Genomic DNA, 20,216 nt, shown 5'->3' on the forward strand with positions numbered 1-20,216 from the left:
AAATTTTTGTTTATAAAATCCTGTACACCAGTATTTAGTATTAATTTATTCAAAGTGATACTATAAATTTTTAGTCAACTTCTTCACTATGGAATATTCAGCTAAAAACTCCTTTAAAATCACCTTTATCGCGGTGTACCCCGGTACGGCGATTACCATGCCGACCACACCAAATAGAAGACCGGCTATTATAATAATGAGGAAAATTTCCAGAGGGTGCGACTTTACGCTTGTGGAAAAAATAAAGGGCTGTGAAAAGAAATTGTCGATGAGCTGACCTATGGTCAATCCAAGTAAAACATAGAGTGCTTTTGGTAAGATAACTGTACTAAAATCGGCATCGATAAAACTGGTCATGGTAAGGGTGATCATAACAGCTCCCCCAATAATGGGCCCTATGTATGGTATAATGTTGAACAGCGAACACAAAAATGCTATAACAATGGCGTTTTCGACACCAACGATCAACAGCGCAATCGTGTAAATTACAAAGAGGATAAATAACTGTAAAAGTATTCCTGCGAAATATCTGGAAAGTAAATTGTTGATCTTGTCTATGGATTTTATCAAGTTACTTTCTTTGTTATCCGGAACAAAAGTCAATATTCCATTTTGCATCAATTTACTGTCCTTTAAAAAAAAGAACGAAATAAAGAGGACAGAAAACAAACCGATACTAAAATTGCTCAATAGATTTACAAAGGAGTTGAGAAAATTTGGGATAAAGCCGAGATCTAATTCTTTTAAAACATTTTCTTCGATATGGGATTCATCCAAAAGATTATTAAAACTACCTGTGGAGGCACCAAAATAATCCAGCGTCTGCAGATAAAGTGTATTTAGGTTGCCTTTAAGCGCTTCAATGTCCAAAAGCGATAAGTTCTTGCTCTGTTCGGAAATCAGTGGTATAAAGAGTGCCAATATGCCCAAAAAAATAGAAATCATAAACACCATTGTCGCCACTACGGCCAAGGTGTTGGGAAACCTTAGTTTTTTCCTTAAAAACATAACAATGGGCCTTCCCAGCAAGGCCAACACCGCAGCCATGGCCAAATAGGCCAAAACGGATTGTATTTTAAAGAAAAACCAGCAAATAAGTGCAATTCCGACCAATATGGCTACGGCCCTGAGTATTCCGTTGGCAATTATCTTAGCATTCATGTGTTAACTTTTAAAAGCGTATTCAATTATGTTGGCGCCCATTTGGAGGGCCTTTATGCGAACTTCTTCCGGGTCGTTGTGCACGGAGGGGTCTTCCCAACCATCTCCAAGATCGCATTCAAAGGTGTATAACAGCACCAGTCGCCCCTCGTCAAAAATACCAAAGGCCTGGGGTCTTTTTCCATCGTGCTCATGTATTTTGGGCAATCCGTTGGGAAACTGGAACTTTTGTGAAAATATGGGATGATCCACGCCCAGCTCCTCCAAGGGCATATCGGGGAAGACTTTGGCCAATTCCCTTTTTAAATATGGTTCCATGCCGTAATTGTCATCGATATGTAAAAATCCACCGGATAAAAGATAAGTTCTTAGGTTTTCCGCCTCTTCATCCGAAAAGTAGACATTTCCGTGCCCGGTCATGTGCAGGAACGGAAACTTAAATAGTGAAATACTGCCGACCTCTACGGTTTCCGGTTCAGGTTTGATTGTGGTACCTATATTGGTGTTGCAGAATTCTATCAGGTTGGGAACAGCGGTTGGGTTGGAATACCAATCACCGCCACCACCGTATTTAAGAATGGCAATCTCCTGTGCGGATGCCATGGTAATCATAAAAAAAGTTAAAGTACATACTGATCTGGTAAGTTGTCCCATCTTAAAACGAATAACTATATAACCAAAAGTACAGCATTCATGATTAAAAAGGCCATAATTCTATCATTTACCTTTTTTGCCTTGTCTTTATATACACTTTATACGGCCAATAAAATTGCGCCAGAAGTCGCTAAGAAAAATAATCCAGTTGTTCTGGAGCTTTTTACTTCTCAGGGCTGCTCCAGTTGCCCGCCTGCCGATGCACTATTGGATCAAGTAAAGAGTGATTACCCAGAAGAGGTGATCGCGTTGTCCTATCATGTGGATTATTGGAATTACATCGGCTGGGAAGATCCTTTTTCCGACCATGCTTTTACCGAAAAACAAAAAGCGTATGCCCATAAATTTGACCAACGCAACATCTACACCCCTCAAATGGTCGTAAACGGGAAGGAGCATTTTGTAGGCTCCAATAGATCGATACTCCAGTCGAAGATCCAGGAGCATACTTTCGATAGTTCGGCGAAACTTGTGGAAATATGTGAAACAACATTGTCCGATGGTGTACTTTCGTTCACTTACAACTTTATAACGGTTCCGGACCAAAAATGGATAAGGGCCTTATTGGTAATTGACGAGAGGGAAACGATGGTGAACAGGGGAGAAAATAGAAATAGAAAGCTTAAGAACAGTAATATTGTTGTCGCGGAAAAAAGGGCGGACTTAAGATTGCGTAAAAATGAAGTATCGCTGAAAGTTCCGGATCTGGTTCAACAAAACGATGGTTTGACCTTGATTGTGATTGTGGAAAACCAAGATCGAGATATACTTGGGGCGGCCCAAAAAAGAATTGTACGTTAACTATTAATAATGGCCACGGTTGTGCATGCCACAATGGCGGCAGTTTCGGTCCTAAGTCGATTGGCTCCCAAAGAAATAGGGACATAGCCTTTTTCTCTGGCCAAGTCGATTTCCGATTTGGAAAAATCCCCTTCCGGCCCAATAAGTATGGTGGTGTCGTTGTCCGCGATAACTTTTCGCTTTAATTCCATTTTTTCCTCATTTTGGCAATGGGCAATGAACCGGTATCCTAGAGCGGTATCGTTCTCTAAAAATTCTTTGCAGCTAATCGGGGGATTCAATTTGGGTAAATCGGTTTGTAGGGACTGTTTCATGGCAGATTGAAGTACTCGCTCCATCCGTTCCATTTTAACGGTCTTTCTTTCGGAATGTTCACAAATTATGGGTGTAATCTCATCCACGCCGATTTCTGTCGCTTTTTCCAAAAACCATTCGTAACGGTCGTTCATTTTTGTTGGAGCCACGACCATGTGCAATTTATAACGTTTGGGTATGGATTTTTTTTCTGAAATAATCCTTGCCTTGCATTTTTTTTGATCGGGCACCAATATCTCCGCTTCGAACAAATACCCTTTGCCATTGGTAATCTGCACAATGTCTCCTTCCGACTTTCGTAAAACCCGCACTATGTGCTTGCTCTCTTCCGGTGGAAAAATGAATTGTTTTGCACTGTTGTCCAACAAGGGGTTGTAAAAAAGTTGCATTTTGAGAGGTGTTAATTAACTACCGATGGCGTATCTAGCTTTGGCCGCGACACTTTGGTCCGTAAAATCACCTCGGTAAAATTTAAGGAGCCCCACGATTCCGATCATCGCCGCATTATCGGTACAGTATTCAAATTTAGGGATAAAGGTTTGCCAGCCCAAGTTTTCCTCGGCATCTTTAAGTCTTCCCCGAATTCCGGAATTGGCAGCAACGCCACCACCAATAGCTATTTGTTTTATTCCCGTCTGCTCTACGGCCATTTGTAATTTTTCCATTAATATTTCCAAGATGGTAAACTGTACCGATGCACAAATATCGTTCATGTTCTGGGAAATAAAATCAGGATTTTTTTGGTTTTCTCGCTGTAAAAAGTAGAGAATACTTGTTTTTAACCCGCTAAAGCTAAAATTAAGCCCATCAACTTTTGGTTTTGGAAATGTGTATGCCTTTGGATTGCCCAGTTTGGCATATTTGTCGATAAGTGGCCCTCCGGGATAAGGTAGCCCCATCAATTTGGCACTTTTGTCGAAAGCTTCGCCGACCGCATCGTCCAGGGTCTCGCCCATAACTTCCATCTCAAAATAATCAGAAACCTTAACGATTTGTGTGTGCCCCCCGCTAATGGTCATTGCCAAAAAGGGGAAAGTGGGCGCGGTCTGACTTTCGTCCTCAATAAAATGGGCCAAAATATGAGCTTCCATATGGTTGACCTCGATCAAGGGAATATTGAGCCCCAAGGCCAACGACTTTGCAAAAGATGTGCCCACGAGCAGAGAGCCCATGAGTCCTGGTCCTCTGGTAAAAGCTATGGCGGATAGCTGTTTTTTATCGATATTTGCCTTGGCCAAGGCTTGGTGTACCACGGGAACAATATTTTGTTGATGCGCCCTCGAAGCCAATTCGGGGACAACACCTCCATATTGCTTGTGGATTTCTTGGGTGGCTACCACATTGCTCAGTACTTTTGTATGGCAAAGTACGGCCGCTGAGGTATCGTCACAAGAGGATTCTACGGCAAGAATATATTTTTTAGAATTTTCCACAGGTTTTGGAACAAAAATTGGTTGACAAAGGTAAAACATAAAAGCCCTATCAAAAAACTTCGTAAAATACTGTTGCGTTTGCTTTTGGCCATCATCCTAATCATGGTATTGGGATCGCTGGTTCTTTCCTTGCCCGTTGTACAGACCAGATTGGGCAAGTACGCCATGGATTCGTTGAACGAGGAATTTGGCACCAACATTCGTATAGACCGCATTAGTATGTCGCTGTTCAATTTAAATGCAGGCATAAAGGGCATCTATGTAGAAGATTACCAACAGGACACACTTATCTACATCCATAAATTGTCCACTTCCATTTTAAATATGCGGAATATGGTCAACAATAAAATGGAGTTTGGAGATATAGAAGTGGACGGACTTACCTTTAATCTAAAGACTTATGAAGGGGAGACCGACACCAATTTGGACGTTTTTGTGGACAAGCTGGACGATGGCTCGCCAAGAGACCCGGGAACACCTCCATTTTTTCTGTCGTCGGATGGGATACAGATCAATAATGGCAAGTTTAGACTTGTTGATGAAAATCTAGAGTTGGAAGAGGTGTTGAATTTTTCGGAGATTGCTGTCATGGCCCGTGATTTTCAGATTTTGGGTCCAGACGTATCCTTAAAAATCGATAATCTCTCCACTTTGGCAAAACGGGGTATTCGACTTAAAAAACTGGCTGCCGAATTTACCTATACCAAACAACAAATGCGTTTTGACTCCTTGTTGATAGACACCGAGCAATCGGAACTGAAAGGGAATCTGGTCTTTAACTACGAAAGAGAACATTTGGCGAACTTTGTGGATTTAGTGAACATAGATGCGAGTTTCAAGGAATCTTCCGTAGCCCTTAACGAGATCAATGCTTTTTTTAATGAATTTGGAGCGGACAAGGTGGTCAACTTTACCGGAAATTTTAGTGGCGTCCTCAATCAATTACAGGTGGAAGACCTCTTTTTGTTTACGGATAATACTGGAATACGAGGAGATTTTAGGTTCGATAACATGTTTAGCGAACAAGCACCGTTTGTGTTAAAAGGGGAAATTGATAATCTAACATCAAGTTACTACCAGCTTAGGAGCATATTGCCAAATATTTTGGGTCAAAATATTCCCGAATCGGTTAAAAAGCTTGGGCAATTTACCGTTCGGGGCGATACCGAAATAACAGAAACCTCCATAGATGTAACAGCTAATTTGAATACCGCGGTAGGGGATTGCTACGTGGATCTTCAAATGACGAATGTACAGACCATTGAAGATGCTTCTTATATGGGTTTTATATCGTTGATAGATTTTAATCTCGGGGAGTTTATAGATAATCAAGATTTGGGCATGGCATCCATGGATATGAATGTCGAGGGGAAGGGATTCGTGGCAGAAAGTCTGAATACGGAAATATCCGGTGATGTTTACAAAATCGAGTTCAATGATTATGAATACAACAAGATAAAGGTAACCGGTATATTAAAAAATCAATTGTTCGATGGTGTCCTGTTGTGCAACGACGATAACTTTAGGTTCGATTTTCAAGGCTTGGCCAATTTTGGCAGTCGACAGAACAAATTCAATTTTGTTGCAGCGGTCGATTATGCCGATCTCAAGGAATTAAATTTTATCAACGACAGTATCTCGATATTCAAAGGACATATAGATATGGACATCGAGGGCAACAATTTGGATGATATAGCCGGTCAACTGCGATTTTCCAATACAACATATCAAAATATAAACGACACATATTATTTTGAGGATTTTAACGTGGTTTCCTCCTTTGCCCAAGATACCATCCGCACCATCGAGATCAATTCGCCGGATATTATTACCGGGTACATGCGCGGTAGTTTTAAGGTAAACGAATTGGGTAAATTGGTGCAGAATTCCGTTGGTAGTATTTACACCAACTATCAACCTTACCAAATTTCAGAAGGTCAATATTTGGATTTTAACTTTAGGATATACAACAAGATCGTGGACGTTTTTGTCCCCGAAATGGCCTTTGGTTCCAATACCTTTATACGCGGGGCAATAGAGGCCGATAAAAGCGATTTTAAACTAACCTTTAAATCGCCGAGTATTGAGGCGTTCGGTAACAAGTTCGACAATATAGAGCTGCAAATCGATAATAAGAACCCACTCTTCAACACCTTCGTTTCCGTAGAGGATATGTCCACAGTGTACTACGACATCAAAGACTTTAGCCTTATCAACACTACACTAAAGGATACCCTGTTCTTTAGAACAGAGTTTAAAGGCGGAAGTGAGTACGATGATAGTTACAACCTAAATTTTTACCACACTTTTAATCAAAACAATAGATCAGTGATCGGCCTCAAGCGATCCGATGTTAGCTTTAAGGGCAATACCTGGGTACTCAATAAAGAGGGAAATCAAAAAAACAAGGTGATATTCAATAGTGCATTGGATAGTATTCGTATTGAAGATGTGGTAATGGACAACAATAACAACGAGCAGATTCGATTGCGAGGCGAGTTTGCAGATTCCACATACAAAGATCTCGACCTCCAATTTAAGTTGGTCTCCTTGAACAAGATTACACCGTCCATTGATAGTCTAAAGTTGGATGGTGAAGTAGATGGATTTCTCAATATCCTTCAAAAAGATGGGAAATATTTGCCGACATCCAGCCTCAACATCAAAGATTTTAGCGTGAATACCATGCGGATGGGTGATTTGGAAGTAGGCATCTACGGCAATAACGACCTTACCGAGTTTGGTGTAAGCACTTGGCTGAACGACGGTGGCAAAGAAAGGATGAGCATTAACGGAAAGGTAACCAATTATAACAACAAACAAGAATTGGACCTTGCGGCCAATTTTTCTGATTTCGCATTGGAACCCTTTGGTCCCTTGGGAGAAGATATAATTTCCAACATTAGGGGGAAAGTGAGCGGAAATGCAACGATCACGGGCAATGTAAACAACCCTTCTATAAATGGCGTTCTCAGTTTAAACGATGCGGGCATTGGAATTCCATACCTTAATGTAGATTACGATTTTGCACCCTATTCCCAAGTACGTTTATTTGATCAAACCTTTTATTTTGAAAATGTAGAGCTGTCCGATGTGGAAGAAAAGACCACTGCGACCATGGATGGTACTATAAGTCACACAGGGTTTGATGATTGGTACCTTGGCCTCGACGTGGATACCCAAAACGATCGTTTTATGATCCTAAATACCGAGTATGATGAAGAGTCCCTGTACTATGGTACGGGCTTTATAAATGGTACAGGTAGTATTTATGGGCCAACGGACGCCCTTACCATTTCGGTGGATGCAATAACGGCTGCCGGTACCGCTTTAAAAATACCCTTGAGCGATGTAACGAGCGTCGGCGACTATTCCTTTATCAACTTTATAGAAAAAGGAACATCCAACTCTTTTGAAGAAGAACGGGTGCTGGAGGATTATCAAGGGTTGGAAATGGCGTTCGATCTTGCGGTCACACCCGAGGCCGAAGTAGAAATCGTAGTGGACCAAAGTACGGGCAGTTCCTTAAAGGGAACAGGGGAGGGTATTTTGTTGATCGAGATCAATACCAACGGTAAATTTAACATGTACGGGGAGTTTGTGGCCGTAACTGGAGAATACAATTTTAAATACGGTGGCGTTATCGACAAAAAGTTCAAGGTTAGGCCCGGGGGCACCATTCTTTGGGAAAGAGACCCATTGGCGGCACAGTTGAACCTGGAAGCCGTTTATTCTCTAAATGCCAACCCGGCCCCTCTTTTGGACAACGCCGGGTACACGGGCAGAATACCCACAGAGGTTGTGGTGCGATTGGATGGAGAACTGGAGAGCCCCAATATTAATTTTGATATTGACTTCCCAGGGACCAATTCCGTGGTGCAATCCGAACTTGAGTATCGATTGCAAGACCCGACCATTAAAGAGCGTAACGCCTTTTTTCTGTTGGCGCAAGGAACATTTGTGAACCCTCAATCCGGCGGGATCAATCAACAAGCGGTTACCGGAAACCTGATTCAAACAGCTTCGGGACTGTTCAATCAAATTTTATCCGGCAATAACGACAAACTCAATTTTGGTCTATCCTACGAGCAAGGATATAACGATCCCAACGCCGATATATCCACCGAAGATCGTATCGGGGTTACCGTGACCACGCAGATTTCGGACCGAATATTGGTCAATGGAAGGGTAGGGGTGCCTGTCGGCGGAGTTTCCGAGACTGTAGTTGCGGGAGATGTTGAAGTCCAAATATTGTTGAACGATGAAGGGACCTTGAGCGCCAAAATATTCAATAGGGAAAACCAGATACAACAGTTTTTGGCAGAACGCCAAGGGTATACACAAGGTATTGGTCTGTCCTATCAGGTTGATTTTAATAGCTTTAGAGAACTGATGCGAAAAGTGTTCAACAAAAAAGAAAAAGAGGAAAATATAAAGGAAACACCCTCTCAAAAACAACCCTCTCAAGTCATGGGTAAGGACAGCTTGATCCGCTTTTCACAAAAGCCTGCAAATCGCCCCTAATACCCCAAAAAGAATTTATATTTTTCAAAGTTTTTTGATTAATTTATTACGAAAACGTTTGAGAAATTTGTTTAAATCAAATATATTATCAAGACATTCAAAATTTGAATAAAGTTTCCTAGCTTTGATCTCTTAAAAATTTGAATGGCTTCAAAAATTAAAAAAATAGGAGTACTTACATCAGGTGGAGACTCTCCTGGAATGAATGCCGCGATTCGTTCCGTAGTCCGGACCTGTGCTTATCTAAAAATAGAATGTGTGGGTATCTACAGAGGATACCAGGGGATGATCGAGGGCGACTTTAAGACCTTCGATGCACGTAGTGTAAACAACATTATCAACAAAGGAGGAACAATACTAAAATCTGCCCGTTGCGAAGAGTTTAGGACCAAAGAGGGAAGAAAAAAAGCCCACGACCAATTGGTCAAGGAAGGCATAGATGCCTTTGTGGTCATTGGAGGTAATGGAAGCTTTACCGGCGCCCTTATGTTCAACGACGAATACGGGTTTCCCGTAATGGGAATTCCCGGGACCATAGACAACGATATTTTGGGGTCTTCCTATACGTTAGGTTTCGATACGGCCATAAATACCGTGGTCGATGCTATCGATAAAATTCGGGATACCGCAAGCTCGCACAACCGATTGTTCTTTGTGGAAGTAATGGGTAGGGATGTCGGTCATATTGCACTTAACGCGGGAGTAGGGGCAGGAGCCGAGGAAATTCTGATTCCCGAACAAAATTTGGGATTGGAGCGTTTATTGGAATCCTTAAAACGCAGCAAGGCCTCCGGTAAATCGTCCAGTATCGTAATTGTGGCAGAAGGCGATAAAACCGGTAAAAATGTATTCGAACTAAAAGAATACGTAGAGGAGCATTTGCCCATTTACGATGTTAGGGTGTCCGTTCTCGGACATATGCAACGAGGGGGCAACCCAACTTGTTTTGATCGTGTTCTGGCCAGTAGGATGGGAGTGAAAGCCGTTGAAAGCCTTTTGGAGGGCAAGTCCAATCAAATGGTAGGGATAAGGGATACCAAAATGGTGCTTACGCCCTTGGCGGAAGCCATTAAAGCACATACGGAGATCGACGAGGAACTCATAAGGGTTTCAGATATAATGACAACATAATTTTAATGACAAAAAAAGAAAATATGTCAAATTTGAAAATTGGAATCAACGGATTCGGTAGAATTGGAAGGTTGGTATTTAGAGCAACCGTAAAAAGAGGCGACGTAGATGTAGTTGCAATCAACGATTTGTTGGATGTTGAACACCTTGCGTATTTATTGAAGTATGATTCGGTACATGGCAATTTTGACGGTACCGTGGAAGTTAAGGACGGAAACTTGGTCGTAAACGGTAAAACCATCAGAATAACTGCCGAGCGTGACCCTAAAAACTTAAAATGGGATGCGGTAGGAGCTGAGATAGTTGCGGAGTGTACGGGAATCTTCACTACTTTGGACATGGCACAAAGCCACATCGACGGAGGGGCCAAAAAAGTGGTTATTTCCGCTCCATCCAAAGATGCACCGATGTTTGTAATGGGAGTTAACCATAAAGATGTTAAAGCAACCGATACAATTATTTCCAACGCATCTTGTACCACTAACTGTTTGGCACCAATTGCCAAGGTGTTGGACGATAACTTTGGTATTGACGAAGGATTGATGACCACTGTTCACGCTACCACGGCCACTCAATTAACTGTGGACGGTCCTTCCAAAAAGGATTACAGAGGGGGACGAAGTGCTTTATTGAACATTATTCCGGCATCAACAGGGGCTGCCAAAGCAGTGACCAAGGTAATCCCGGCATTGGAAGGGAAACTTACAGGTATGGCCTTTAGAGTGCCTACGGCGGATGTTTCCGTAGTGGATTTGACCGTTCGTTTGGAAAAGGAAACCTCTTACGAAGAAATTAAGAAAGCCATGAAAACTGCATCTGAAGGTGAATTGGCCGGAATTCTTGGTTATACCGAGGAATTGGTGGTATCTCAGGATTTCGTAGGGGATGTTAGGACCTCCATTTTTGATGCAGGCGCTGGAATCGAATTGAATTCCAAGTTCTTCAAAGTGGTTTCTTGGTACGATAATGAAACTGGATACTCCAATAAACTAGTTGATTTGGCATTGCACGCTGCAAGCCTATAATCTTTATCTAAAATAGTACTTGTCCTGAAGAGGGATTTCCCCTCTTCAGGATTTTAATATAAAATATAGACGTATGGTTTTGATAGTGGATAGCGGAGCCACAAAATCGGATTGGATCGCTCTTGACGAAAGTGGTAAACAATTGTTTGTTACCCAAACTTTAGGCTTAAGTCCCGAGGTATTGACTAAAGAAGTGATCGAGGATCGATTGGCCAATAATTTTGAGCTTTCCAAAAACAGACAGGATGTACGTCAGTTGTACTTCTATGGTGCCGGATGCGGTACCGATAGAATGAAGAATTTTTTAAAGTCCATTTTCAAGGACTTCTTTCCCAATGCCAAAGCAGAGGTAAGGGAGGATACCTATGCCGCAATCTATTCCACGACCAAAATTGGAAGACAAGGTATTGTCTGTATTTTGGGCACAGGATCCAATTGCAGTTATTATGATGGTCATCAATTGATCCAAAAGGTAACTTCGTTGGGGTATATCTTAATGGATGATGGAAGTGGAAACTTTTTTGGAAGAAAACTGATAAGGGACTACTATTTTCATAAAATGCCACAGGATCTTGGGATGAAATTCGCCAAGGAATACGACTTGGATGCAGATGTTATTAAAGATCATCTGTACAAACAACCCAACCCTAACACCTATTTGGCCACATTTGCACGTTTTATTATAGAGAACAAAGAGCATCCTTATTGCAAAGGGGTCATAGAAAAGGGATTGCAACAGTTCGTTAACAATTATATAATGCAATACGAACTGGCCACCAAAGTTCCCGTAAGCTTTGTTGGCAGTATTGCCCATTTTTTAAGGGACGAACTAACGGCTTGCCTGGAACGCAACGATTTAATTCTGGGTGTGATCCGAAGAAGACCCATTGAAGGTCTTGTAGAGTTCCATCGCGAAACTATCTGACCGCGATCATAGAAATTTCCACGTTTACGAACTTGGGAAGATTGGCTACCTCCACTGTTTCTCTTGCAGGAGCTGTATCTGCATTAAAATAAGTACCGTAAACCTCGTTGATCTGTGCGAATTGGTTCATGTCCTTAATAAAAATCGAGGTCTTGATCACATGCTCAAAACTCATATCGGCCTCTTCCAGAATGGCTTTTAAATTCTCCATGGATTGTTTGGTCTCTTTTTGGATGTCTCCCTCGACCAATTTTCCCGTGGAAGGATCAATGGGAATTTGCCCGGAAATATAAAGGGTATCCTTGATCAATACGGCCTGGTTGTATGGACCAATGGGTGCAGGTGCTTTTGGGGTGTTAATTATTTTTTTCATTTGAAAGAAGGTTTTAGTTAGTGAAGATAAATAATATCAACATGATTTATCGTTGACTTCTGTTCTCCCATTTAATGTCGCTCAAAATAGAACTCTTTATACCAATAAAGAAATACCAGCGCTCATATCTGCCAAATGGAGTCCAGTCAAAACTTAACCTAAAACTACCAAGGTCTCGTTTAAAGGCAAAACGGGTATCGGTAAAACCTTTGTTCTTTAGATCGTATCCCGAGTTGAAGCCAACCTCCCATTTAGGGGTTAACTGAATGTTTCCGGAGAACATTAGCGAGTGGTTGGTGATTTCACTTTGCCTATTGGAGTTGTTATACGATGCAACATAGGTGAATCTGGCGTCCCAAGGGAGTTTATTGTTGTATATGGGCTGTTCTTCGTTTTCTTGTTTGTTCCTATCTTGTGAACTCCCTCTATTGTCAAAACGCGAACCGGCATCCCCCCGGACATCGTCCATAGCAAATGGGTTGTCGCTAAAGCTGGATTGTTTGTCCCTGTCGCTTTTTTCTTTGGCTCCTCCTTTTTGGAACATTTCACTGTTCAAGGAAAAGCTGGTATTCACTCGTGCCGACGTTAAACGGGCAAGCCCACCACCATTTTTTATATTTAAGGTGTTGATTCTTCGGCCGTTATTGTCTATGGCATAAGGGTCGAACGTAGCTGCAAAATTTATAGGTACATTTTTTATAATTTCGGTTGCACCGACCATGCTGATCGGACTCAGTCTTAAAGAGTCCGCTTCCAGGTTGTAACTGGCCCCGAAGGTCAAGTTGCTCAATATTTTTACTTTGCGTGGTTCGGTAGCTGTGGAATCCTTGTCCCGCACCTTGGCCTCAAGTGAGTTTTGGAGTGAGAAGTTCAGAGAGCTTCCCTTGGTTAATGATGGTCTACCATAAATGCTCGTTTCAAAAGGGGTGTATTGAACCTCTTCACCATCACCGTCTGTATAAGATTCATAAAACTGCTCAAAAGAGGGGGTATAACTATAACTTACCGAAGGTCGCATTACGTGGCGCAAGGCCTGTATTTTTTTGTCCTCACCAAAGTTCCATGTTCCATATACGGTGGTACCGATACTTGTTCCTAAACTGTATCGGTTAAAACGATCAAAGCCATTAATGGTATCGGTCACAACTTGTGCCGCCTCCGAATCATATTGCCTTCTAATGGTTTTAAAAGTCCAGATATCCTCGTAGTTTCCGCTTAAGCTCACACTTAAATATTTGGCCAATTTAAAATTGGTGGCAATGGGTATTCTGTGTCGGGCGCCTATGCGAGCCTCATCGAACATACCGCTTTTAAAAAAGTTCTCCTCGTCCGTGGTTATGCTGTTCTGTGCATTGACATCGTACTGAAAATTGATGTTTTCAAAAATGCCTTTTTTGATTTCATCCCGTTTTACAAATGGATAAATACGTTCCATACTGGCCTGGAATGTTGGTAAGGACATATTGATTACCTGTGTTCGCGAGTTCTGGGTGTGGCTCACCGTTAAACTTGTATTCACCGATGGATATTCCGGAAAAGTTTTGGAGTAACTAATGGACGATGCAAAGGTGTTTGTCTGTGTATTGTTTCGGTTTACTTGGTTCAGCGAGTTGGTATAATACTGGCTCGACCCCAGGTTCACCGATGCTGAAAAACGAGAGTTGGGGCTGGCCTTGGTGTCCTGTGAATGGGAAATTCGAATATTGTAATTGCTACTTCTACTATAATCATCGAAGCCTTTTTGACTTGTGATCAAGTTTTCGTAGCTGATGTTTATGTTCCCTTTGAACTTATATCGTTTTGAGTAGATGGACTGTCCCTGTAGGCCATAGCTGCCGTTGGTGTAGTAATCCCCGGTAATGCTCAAATCCACATAATCGCTAATAGGAAGGTAGTACCCACCGTTTTGGATAAAGTAACCTCTATTGGGGTCGTTACCAAAGGTAGGGAACAATATTCCCGCAACCCTCCCTGTGGTCAATGGAAAGTAAGCAAAGGGTAGGGCAATAGGGGTGGGCACATCTGCAATGTACATATTGCTGTAACCTGCGATAATTTTCTTTTTGGGTACAAATTTGGCTTTTCTTACCCGAATGTAATAGTCGGGATTCACTGTATCGCTAGAGGTGGTTAGCTTGCCTTCGCTCATAAAATAGACCGAATCGTTTTCCTTTTTGGTTTTTTGGGCGTACACCTTCATGGCATCACTTCCCAATTGCCCCAATCCTGCCTGTTGTTCGGTTCGCGAATTCCAGATCAAAGCCTTTTGGGTGTCAAAATTAAAACGAATGGAATCTGGCCGAACTTCCTGATCCCCTTGCTTAAAAAACGGCAATTGTGAATAATTGCCCAAGGAATCCTTCATTCTGCCCGCGTATACTTCATTTTTAACATAATCCATTACAATTACCCCAGCCTTCAATTCTGTGTCCTGATAGTAGATTTCAGCTTCGTCGTACAAATAGATCTTGTTGTCCTTTTGACTCAATTTAACATAGTCCTTTGCTTTGTACTGGATCTTATCCAACAACAATGGTTGTTTTTTTGGCACGGAATCTGTGCTTGTAGAATCCACCCGAGTAGAATCGTTTAGAATATTTGAAGGCAATAAAGGAGCGGAAATGCTATCCTTGGACACCTTTATGGGCAAAGGCTTAATAAGGTCTTCCTGAGCACTTAAGGTTGCTATGCCACAAAGAAGAACAAATAGGAAAAGTAAAAAATGTTTATTTGGTTGCAACGTGATAAATCCTATTTTTGTGCTAGTCGGCCCAGTTTAGGGGTCAAACTTACATATATTTTTTGTTCTACTAATTGGGGATTACAATATTTTTAACCATTATGGAACGCTTTAATTACTCAGTTCTTATGAATAACAGTCGGTTGACATTTTTATTTTTTCTCCTATTGGTCCTTCCATTGACCTCTTTTAACAAAAATGACACCGAGGTCGAAACCAAGGATAAATTCGTTGTGGTACTGGATGCCGGACATGGCGGGCATGATCCTGGTAACATAGGCAATGGCTATTTGGAAAAGAAAATAGCATTGGCCATAGTGCTCAAAATTGGCGAAGAGTTAAAAAAACATCCGGATATAAAAGTGGTGTACACCCGAGATGACGACACTTTTGTAGATTTGTTCGAAAGAGGCCAGATCGCCAACCAGGCCAATGCCGATCTTTTTGTATCCGTGCATTGTAATGCCCACAACTCGGATGCCTACGGAACGGAAACCTATGTCTTGGGACTGCATGCCAACCGCCAGAACTTTGAAGTGGCCAAAAAGGAAAACTCGGTTATTTATTTGGAGGACGATTATGAGCAGCGATATGCCGAGTACGATATCAATTCTCCGGAGTCGGTGATCGGCCTTACCATAATGCAAGAAGAGTTTTTGGATCAGAGTATCCTTTTGGGAAAAAAGCTTCAGGATAATTTTACGGTAAAGCTTAAACGCAAGGACAGAAAAGTAAAACAGGCAGGTTTTATTGTCCTGCACCAAACTTTTATGCCAAGCGTGTTGATTGAAGCTGGTTTTTTGACCAATAAAAACGAGGGCAGCTATCTAAACTCGAAAAAAGGACAGAACGAAATGGGCAAGGCCATCGCGGAATCCATATTGGCCTATAAAAAGGATATGGGCTTCAATGCGGCACCGGTTACATCTACCCCAAAAATTGAGGATACAGAGGTGGCCGTAAACATACCGGAGGAGATTAAAAACAAAGAGGAAAAGCCAAAGGAGAACCAAACAAGTACAACATCTGGCACAATACAAGAAACCAAGGTCGATACTGAAAAGAGAGTGGCAACTTCCGGTGTGGAGTTCAAAGTTCAGTTAATGGCCAGCGGAAAAACAATTCCATTGACCCCGGATAATTTTAATGGATTGAACAATCTATCCAAAGAACCGTACAAAAATATGTTCCGATATATGTTTGGAAGTGCAGGTACTTTGGATGAAGCGAAGAAATTAAAACGGGAAGCGGGTGCCAAGGGGTATACAACCTCATACATTGTGGCATATAAAAATGGGAAGCGGGTCACTATAGCCGAAGCTTTAAAGTAGTTGAGCAACAAGGGATCAAGTGTAAAAATTATTCCTAATTTTGTTATAACCATAAACCGAATCTTTTGAAACTATCCAGGGAAGTAAAAACTGGGATTATCGTAGTTGCAGGTATCATAGCCTTTATTTTTGGGCTCAGCTACTTAAAATCCTCTCCGCTTTTTGAAAACAACAAAACTTTTTACGCCGTTTACGACAACGTTGGCGGATTGCAGCCTGGTACCCAGGTCTCTATTAACGGTTACAATGTAGGCAACGTTACCAGCATAAAGTTCAAGGATAGTTCAGGTAAGCTTTTGGTCACCATATCCATTAACAATGAGTTCGAATTCTCCGAAAACAGTGTGGCCGAACTTTTTGATACAGGGATAATTGGAGGTAAAGGGGTTCAGATCGTTCCGGTTTTTGATCAGGCACCCATGGCAAAATCTGGTGATACCTTAAAATCGCAGATAAAACCAGGTTTAACAGAATTGGTCCAGCAGAAGCTAACACCACTCCAAATGAAGGTTGAGGGGGCAGTTTCCCATGCAGACTCTTTGTTGATGAACGTAAACCAAATATTGGATGACCCCACCAAGAATAAATTACAGGAAACCATAGTTTCTCTAAACGAACTGGTACGGGCATTTAAGGGCAGTGCCGATAATTTAAATGTATTGTTGGAGAATAATAAGACACAATTGGACAGCTCGTTAAAAAATGTGAGCAAAATAACCAGCAACTTTTCTCAATTATCCGATTCTTTGGTTAGTGCTGATTTGGGTGGAACCCTATCCGAATTCCAATCCACAGTGATAAAATTGAACGGTATTCTGTCGAAGATAGAAAATGGTGAAGGCTCTTTGGGTAAATTAAGTAAAGATGAAGCCCTTTACGATAATTTGGCTGCGGCATCAAGAGAATTGGATCTGCTTTTACAGGATTTTAGGTTAAATCCGAAGCGATATGTGAACGTTTCCGTTTTTGGCAAAAAGCAAAAGGAGTACACCCTTCCGGAAAACGACCCGGCAGAAGAAAATAACACAACTGAACAAAAAGAGAATCAATAATGGAATATTTGCCCAATATAGCTTTCGCAATAGCCCTAATTGTTGGAATTGGGTTTTTTGTGCGCAACGTTAAAAAATTGTCCAGGAACATTAAGCTCGGAAAAGATGTAGACGTTAGTGACAATAAACCGCAACGTTGGAAAAATATGGCAAAAATAGCTTTGGGACAGACCAAAATGGTCGTTCGGCCCATAGCAGGATTGCTGCATATTATCGTGTATGTCGGCTTTATCATTATAAATATAGAAGTATTGGAGATCATTCTCGACGGACTATTGGGCACCCATAGAATTTTTGCACCACTGGGTTCCATTTATAACTTTTTAATAGGGGCCTTCGAAGTATTGGCCCTTATGGTAATCGTAGCAGTGGTTGTTTTCTGGATTAGAAGGAATATAATCAGAATACAGCGATTTATAAAGCCCGAAATGAAAGGTTGGCCCAAAAAGGACGGAAATTTGATTTTGTATATAGAACTCGTTCTGATGGCCTTGTTTCTCACCATGAACGCTGCAGATTTTCAACTACAGCAACTCGGAGCGGAACACTACGCAAAAGCGGGCGCTTTTCCCGTGAGTCAGTTTATTGCTCCCTTATTGCAGGGACTTTCGGAGTCGTCTTTGATCATGGTGGAAAGAACCGCTTGGTGGATTCATATATTGGGAATACTGGCCTTTTTAAATTACCTCTACTACTCAAAACATTTACATATACTTTTGGCCTTCCCTAATACCTATTACGGAAAAATAAGGCCACAGGGACAATTCAATAATCTGGCATCCGTCACAAAAGAAGTTAAGTTGATGATGGATCCCAGTGCGGACCCATTTGCCGCACCTGCAGAAGATGATTCGGCAGAACCGGAAAAGTTTGGAGCATCCGACGTAACGGATTTGAATTGGGTACAACTGTTAAACGCCTATACCTGCACCGAATGTGGACGTTGTACCTCGGAATGTCCGGCCAATCAAACAGGTAAAAAATTGTCGCCCAGAAAAATTATGATGGATACACGCGACCGTTTGGAAGAAGTGGGTAAAATTATCGATGCGAACAAAGGGGAGTTTGTGCCGGATGGAAAACAATTGCTGGGCGATTACATCAGTCATGAGGAGTTATGGGCCTGTACAACCTGCAATGCATGTGTGGAAGCTTGCCCAGTAAGCATAGACCCATTGTCCATAATTGTGGAGATGAGACGATATTTGGTAATGGAGCAATCAGCTGCACCGACCGAATTGAACAATATGATGTCCAATATAGAAAATAACGGAGCACCATGGCCTTACAACCAAATGGACCGTTTAAACTGGGTTAACGAATAAATCTAAAACTATGAGCGAACAATTGAAGGTTAAGACCATGCAAGAGTTTATGGCTGAAGGCAAACAGCCCGAAATTTTATTTTGGGTAGGCTCCGCCGGTAGTTACGATGATCGTGCCAAAAAGATTTCCAGGGCCTTTGTAAAGTTATTGAACAAGGCAGAAGTTGATTTCGCTGTATTGGGCACCGAAGAAAGCTCTACAGGAGATGTGGCTAAAAGAGCAGGTAACGAATTTTTGTTTCAAATGCAGGCCATGATGAACATAGAATTGTTGAATGGCTACGAAATAAAGAGGATTGTAACCTGTGACCCGCACTCCTACAATACCATAAAAAATGAATATCCGGGACTTGGCGGTAATTACGATGTGGTCCACCATACCGAATACCTAAAGGAGTTATTGGACAACGGACGTTTACAAATAACCGGTGATGGGTACAAAGGCAAACGGATAACCTTCCACGATCCCTGCTATTTAGGACGGGCAAATTCCGTTTTTGATGCACCACGTGAAGTTCTGGCCAAAACCAATGCCGATTTAGTTGAAATGAAACGCCACAAAAAAACAGCCTTATGTTGCGGGGCAGGTGGGGCACAAATGTTCAAAGAGCCCGAAAAAGGCGATATGGATATTAATGTGATGCGCACACAAGACGCTTTGGAAACCAATCCAAATATTATTGCCACAGGTTGTCCATATTGCAATACCATGATGACGGACGGTATAAAAGCGCACGAAAAGGAAGATAGCGTAACCGTTATGGATGTGGCCGAACTGTTGGCCAAATCCCAAGGATTGTAAAATAGTTGGATCAAGATAAGTTCAAGATCAATTTTTAGACAGAGAATAGAATATGCTAGTGGATTTTAATGAATTGCCAGATCATTCAAGAATTTGGATTTATCAGGCAAATAGGAGCTTTACAGAATCAGAGTTGGCCGAATTGGAAAAGAGCATGGTGGATTTCCTCGAGGAGTGGACCGTTCATGGAAGTGATTTACATGCCGGTTTTGAGATCAAATACAAAAGATTTTTGGTGATTGGGCTAGATCAGACCAATGCCAGCGCCTCAGGTTGCTCCATTGATGCCTCGGTACATTTTATCCAAAGTTTGGAGAAAAAATATAAAGTGGAATTGCTAGATCGGATGAATGTTTCCTTTAAGCAAGGTGAATATATTGCCTACAAACCTTTAAAGGATTTTAAAAAATTGGCCAAAGCTAAATCCGTGTCGGCGAACACCATCGTTTTCAATAATTTAGTTGCCACAAAACAGGAATATATTGAGAATTGGGAAGTCCCCGCAAGCGAAAGTTGGCATTCAAGATTTGTGTAGCCCTCTTAATTTATCTTAATTTTTATACTTTCCTCGATGAAATGCAATATTTTTATCGGTATTTAGTTCGAGTTTCAGACAAGAAATTT

At 41.6% G+C, this 20,216-nt stretch carries 16 protein-coding genes; 10 read left to right on the plus strand and 6 right to left on the minus strand.

The annotated features are described in order from the left end of the window. Positions 1-60: 60 nt before the first annotated feature. Both MJO53_RS14005 and MJO53_RS14010 read right to left on the minus strand, forming a co-directional pair. Entirely contained in the window at positions 61-1,161 is a 1,101-nt protein-coding gene (locus MJO53_RS14005) for an AI-2E family transporter (RefSeq protein ID WP_224837154.1), read from the minus strand. A gap of 3 nt (positions 1,162-1,164) precedes the next feature. Further along, positions 1,165-1,773, minus strand: a complete 609-nt coding sequence (locus tag MJO53_RS14010; RefSeq protein ID WP_252079548.1) for a DUF4159 domain-containing protein — start codon at positions 1,771-1,773, stop codon at positions 1,165-1,167. 81 nt (positions 1,774-1,854) lie between these two features. Here MJO53_RS14010 and MJO53_RS14015 point away from each other — a divergent pair, with 81 nt between their 5' ends. Beyond that, positions 1,855-2,616 (plus strand): DUF1223 domain-containing protein, encoded by a 762-nt coding sequence (locus MJO53_RS14015; RefSeq protein ID WP_252079549.1) that lies wholly within the window; start codon positions 1,855-1,857, stop codon positions 2,614-2,616. Here the strand turns inward: MJO53_RS14015 and MJO53_RS14020 are convergent. Further along, a complete protein-coding gene (locus tag MJO53_RS14020; protein WP_252079550.1) occupies positions 2,613-3,320 on the minus strand; it encodes a 16S rRNA (uracil(1498)-N(3))-methyltransferase in 708 nt (235 codons plus the stop codon). The genes MJO53_RS14015 and MJO53_RS14020 overlap by 4 nt on opposite strands. A gap of 15 nt (positions 3,321-3,335) precedes the next feature. Continuing rightward, entirely contained in the window at positions 3,336-4,403 is a 1,068-nt protein-coding gene (gene tsaD / locus MJO53_RS14025; RefSeq protein ID WP_252079551.1) for a tRNA (adenosine(37)-N6)-threonylcarbamoyltransferase complex transferase subunit TsaD, read from the minus strand. A 63-nt stretch (positions 4,404-4,466) separates the two neighbouring features. On the opposite strand from tsaD, the gene MJO53_RS14030 reads away from it, so the two are divergent. The 4 genes from MJO53_RS14030 (at position 4,467) to MJO53_RS14045 (ending at position 11,969) form a co-directional block, all read left to right on the plus strand. Next, positions 4,467-8,888 (plus strand): translocation/assembly module TamB domain-containing protein, encoded by a 4,422-nt coding sequence (locus MJO53_RS14030; protein WP_252081248.1) that lies wholly within the window; start codon positions 4,467-4,469, stop codon positions 8,886-8,888. A 144-nt stretch (positions 8,889-9,032) separates the two neighbouring features. Beyond that, positions 9,033-10,019 (plus strand): 6-phosphofructokinase, encoded by a 987-nt coding sequence (pfkA, locus tag MJO53_RS14035; RefSeq protein ID WP_224837159.1) that lies wholly within the window; start codon positions 9,033-9,035, stop codon positions 10,017-10,019. Positions 10,020-10,042: 23 nt separating this feature from the next. After that, complete coding sequence (gene gap / locus MJO53_RS14040; RefSeq protein WP_252079552.1) at positions 10,043-11,044, plus strand: type I glyceraldehyde-3-phosphate dehydrogenase; 1,002 nt, start codon at positions 10,043-10,045, stop codon at positions 11,042-11,044. A gap of 73 nt (positions 11,045-11,117) precedes the next feature. Continuing rightward, positions 11,118-11,969, plus strand: coding sequence for an N-acetylglucosamine kinase (locus MJO53_RS14045; protein WP_224837161.1), 852 nt, complete (start codon positions 11,118-11,120; stop codon positions 11,967-11,969). On the opposite strand, the gene MJO53_RS14050 is transcribed toward MJO53_RS14045, so the two are convergent. Together MJO53_RS14050 and MJO53_RS14055 are read right to left on the minus strand one after the other, a co-directional pair. Continuing rightward, a complete protein-coding gene (locus tag MJO53_RS14050; RefSeq protein WP_224837162.1) occupies positions 11,962-12,342 on the minus strand; it encodes a RidA family protein in 381 nt (126 codons plus the stop codon). The two genes, MJO53_RS14045 and MJO53_RS14050, sit on opposite strands and share 8 nt — an antisense overlap. Positions 12,343-12,388: 46 nt before the next feature. After that, entirely contained in the window at positions 12,389-15,082 is a 2,694-nt protein-coding gene (locus MJO53_RS14055; RefSeq protein WP_252079553.1) for a putative LPS assembly protein LptD, read from the minus strand. Between the two features lie 128 nt (positions 15,083-15,210). On the opposite strand from MJO53_RS14055, the gene MJO53_RS14060 reads away from it, so the two are divergent. The 5 genes from MJO53_RS14060 to MJO53_RS14080 all read left to right on the plus strand — a co-directional run bounded on the left by MJO53_RS14060 (position 15,211) and on the right by MJO53_RS14080 (position 20,127). Next, positions 15,211-16,413, plus strand: a complete 1,203-nt coding sequence (locus MJO53_RS14060; RefSeq protein WP_252079554.1) for an N-acetylmuramoyl-L-alanine amidase family protein — start codon at positions 15,211-15,213, stop codon at positions 16,411-16,413. A 65-nt stretch (positions 16,414-16,478) separates the two neighbouring features. Then, positions 16,479-17,465: an MlaD family protein gene (locus tag MJO53_RS14065; protein WP_224837165.1), complete on the plus strand. Its 987-nt coding sequence runs from the start codon at positions 16,479-16,481 to the stop codon at positions 17,463-17,465. Then, positions 17,465-18,790 (plus strand): (Fe-S)-binding protein, encoded by a 1,326-nt coding sequence (locus MJO53_RS14070; protein WP_252079555.1) that lies wholly within the window; start codon positions 17,465-17,467, stop codon positions 18,788-18,790. The genes MJO53_RS14065 and MJO53_RS14070 overlap by 1 nt, the downstream gene beginning before the upstream one ends. A gap of 10 nt (positions 18,791-18,800) precedes the next feature. Beyond that, positions 18,801-19,592, plus strand: coding sequence for a (Fe-S)-binding protein (locus MJO53_RS14075; RefSeq protein WP_252079556.1), 792 nt, complete (start codon positions 18,801-18,803; stop codon positions 19,590-19,592). Between the two features lie 52 nt (positions 19,593-19,644). After that, positions 19,645-20,127 (plus strand): ABC transporter ATPase, encoded by a 483-nt coding sequence (locus tag MJO53_RS14080; RefSeq protein ID WP_252079557.1) that lies wholly within the window; start codon positions 19,645-19,647, stop codon positions 20,125-20,127. Positions 20,128-20,216 lie beyond the last annotated feature (89 nt).

This window comes from Flagellimonas marinaquae, from assembly GCF_023716465.1.
Taxonomy (GTDB): Bacteria; Bacteroidota; Bacteroidia; order Flavobacteriales; family Flavobacteriaceae; genus Flagellimonas; species Flagellimonas alginolytica.

Excerpts from the sequence above, each read along its gene's own strand:
- MJO53_RS14005 (WP_224837154.1), bottom strand. The coding sequence starts at position 1,161 with ATGAATGCTAAGATAATTGCCAACGGAATACTCAGGGCCGTAGCCATA.
- MJO53_RS14010 (WP_252079548.1), bottom strand. The coding sequence starts at position 1,773 with ATGATTACCATGGCATCCGCACAGGAGATTGCCATTCTTAAATACGGT.
- MJO53_RS14015 (WP_252079549.1), top strand. The coding sequence starts at position 1,855 with ATGATTAAAAAGGCCATAATTCTATCATTTACCTTTTTTGCCTTGTCT.
- MJO53_RS14020 (WP_252079550.1), bottom strand. The coding sequence starts at position 3,320 with ATGCAACTTTTTTACAACCCCTTGTTGGACAACAGTGCAAAACAATTC.
- tsaD (WP_252079551.1), bottom strand. The coding sequence starts at position 4,403 with ATGTTTTACCTTTGTCAACCAATTTTTGTTCCAAAACCTGTGGAAAAT.
- MJO53_RS14030 (WP_252081248.1), top strand. The coding sequence starts at position 4,467 with ATGGTATTGGGATCGCTGGTTCTTTCCTTGCCCGTTGTACAGACCAGA.
- pfkA (WP_224837159.1), top strand. The coding sequence starts at position 9,033 with ATGGCTTCAAAAATTAAAAAAATAGGAGTACTTACATCAGGTGGAGAC.
- gap (WP_252079552.1), top strand. The coding sequence starts at position 10,043 with ATGTCAAATTTGAAAATTGGAATCAACGGATTCGGTAGAATTGGAAGG.
- MJO53_RS14045 (WP_224837161.1), top strand. The coding sequence starts at position 11,118 with ATGGTTTTGATAGTGGATAGCGGAGCCACAAAATCGGATTGGATCGCT.
- MJO53_RS14050 (WP_224837162.1), bottom strand. The coding sequence starts at position 12,342 with ATGAAAAAAATAATTAACACCCCAAAAGCACCTGCACCCATTGGTCCA.
- MJO53_RS14060 (WP_252079554.1), top strand. The coding sequence starts at position 15,211 with ATGAATAACAGTCGGTTGACATTTTTATTTTTTCTCCTATTGGTCCTT.
- MJO53_RS14070 (WP_252079555.1), top strand. The coding sequence starts at position 17,465 with ATGGAATATTTGCCCAATATAGCTTTCGCAATAGCCCTAATTGTTGGA.
- MJO53_RS14075 (WP_252079556.1), top strand. The coding sequence starts at position 18,801 with ATGAGCGAACAATTGAAGGTTAAGACCATGCAAGAGTTTATGGCTGAA.
- MJO53_RS14080 (WP_252079557.1), top strand. The coding sequence starts at position 19,645 with ATGCTAGTGGATTTTAATGAATTGCCAGATCATTCAAGAATTTGGATT.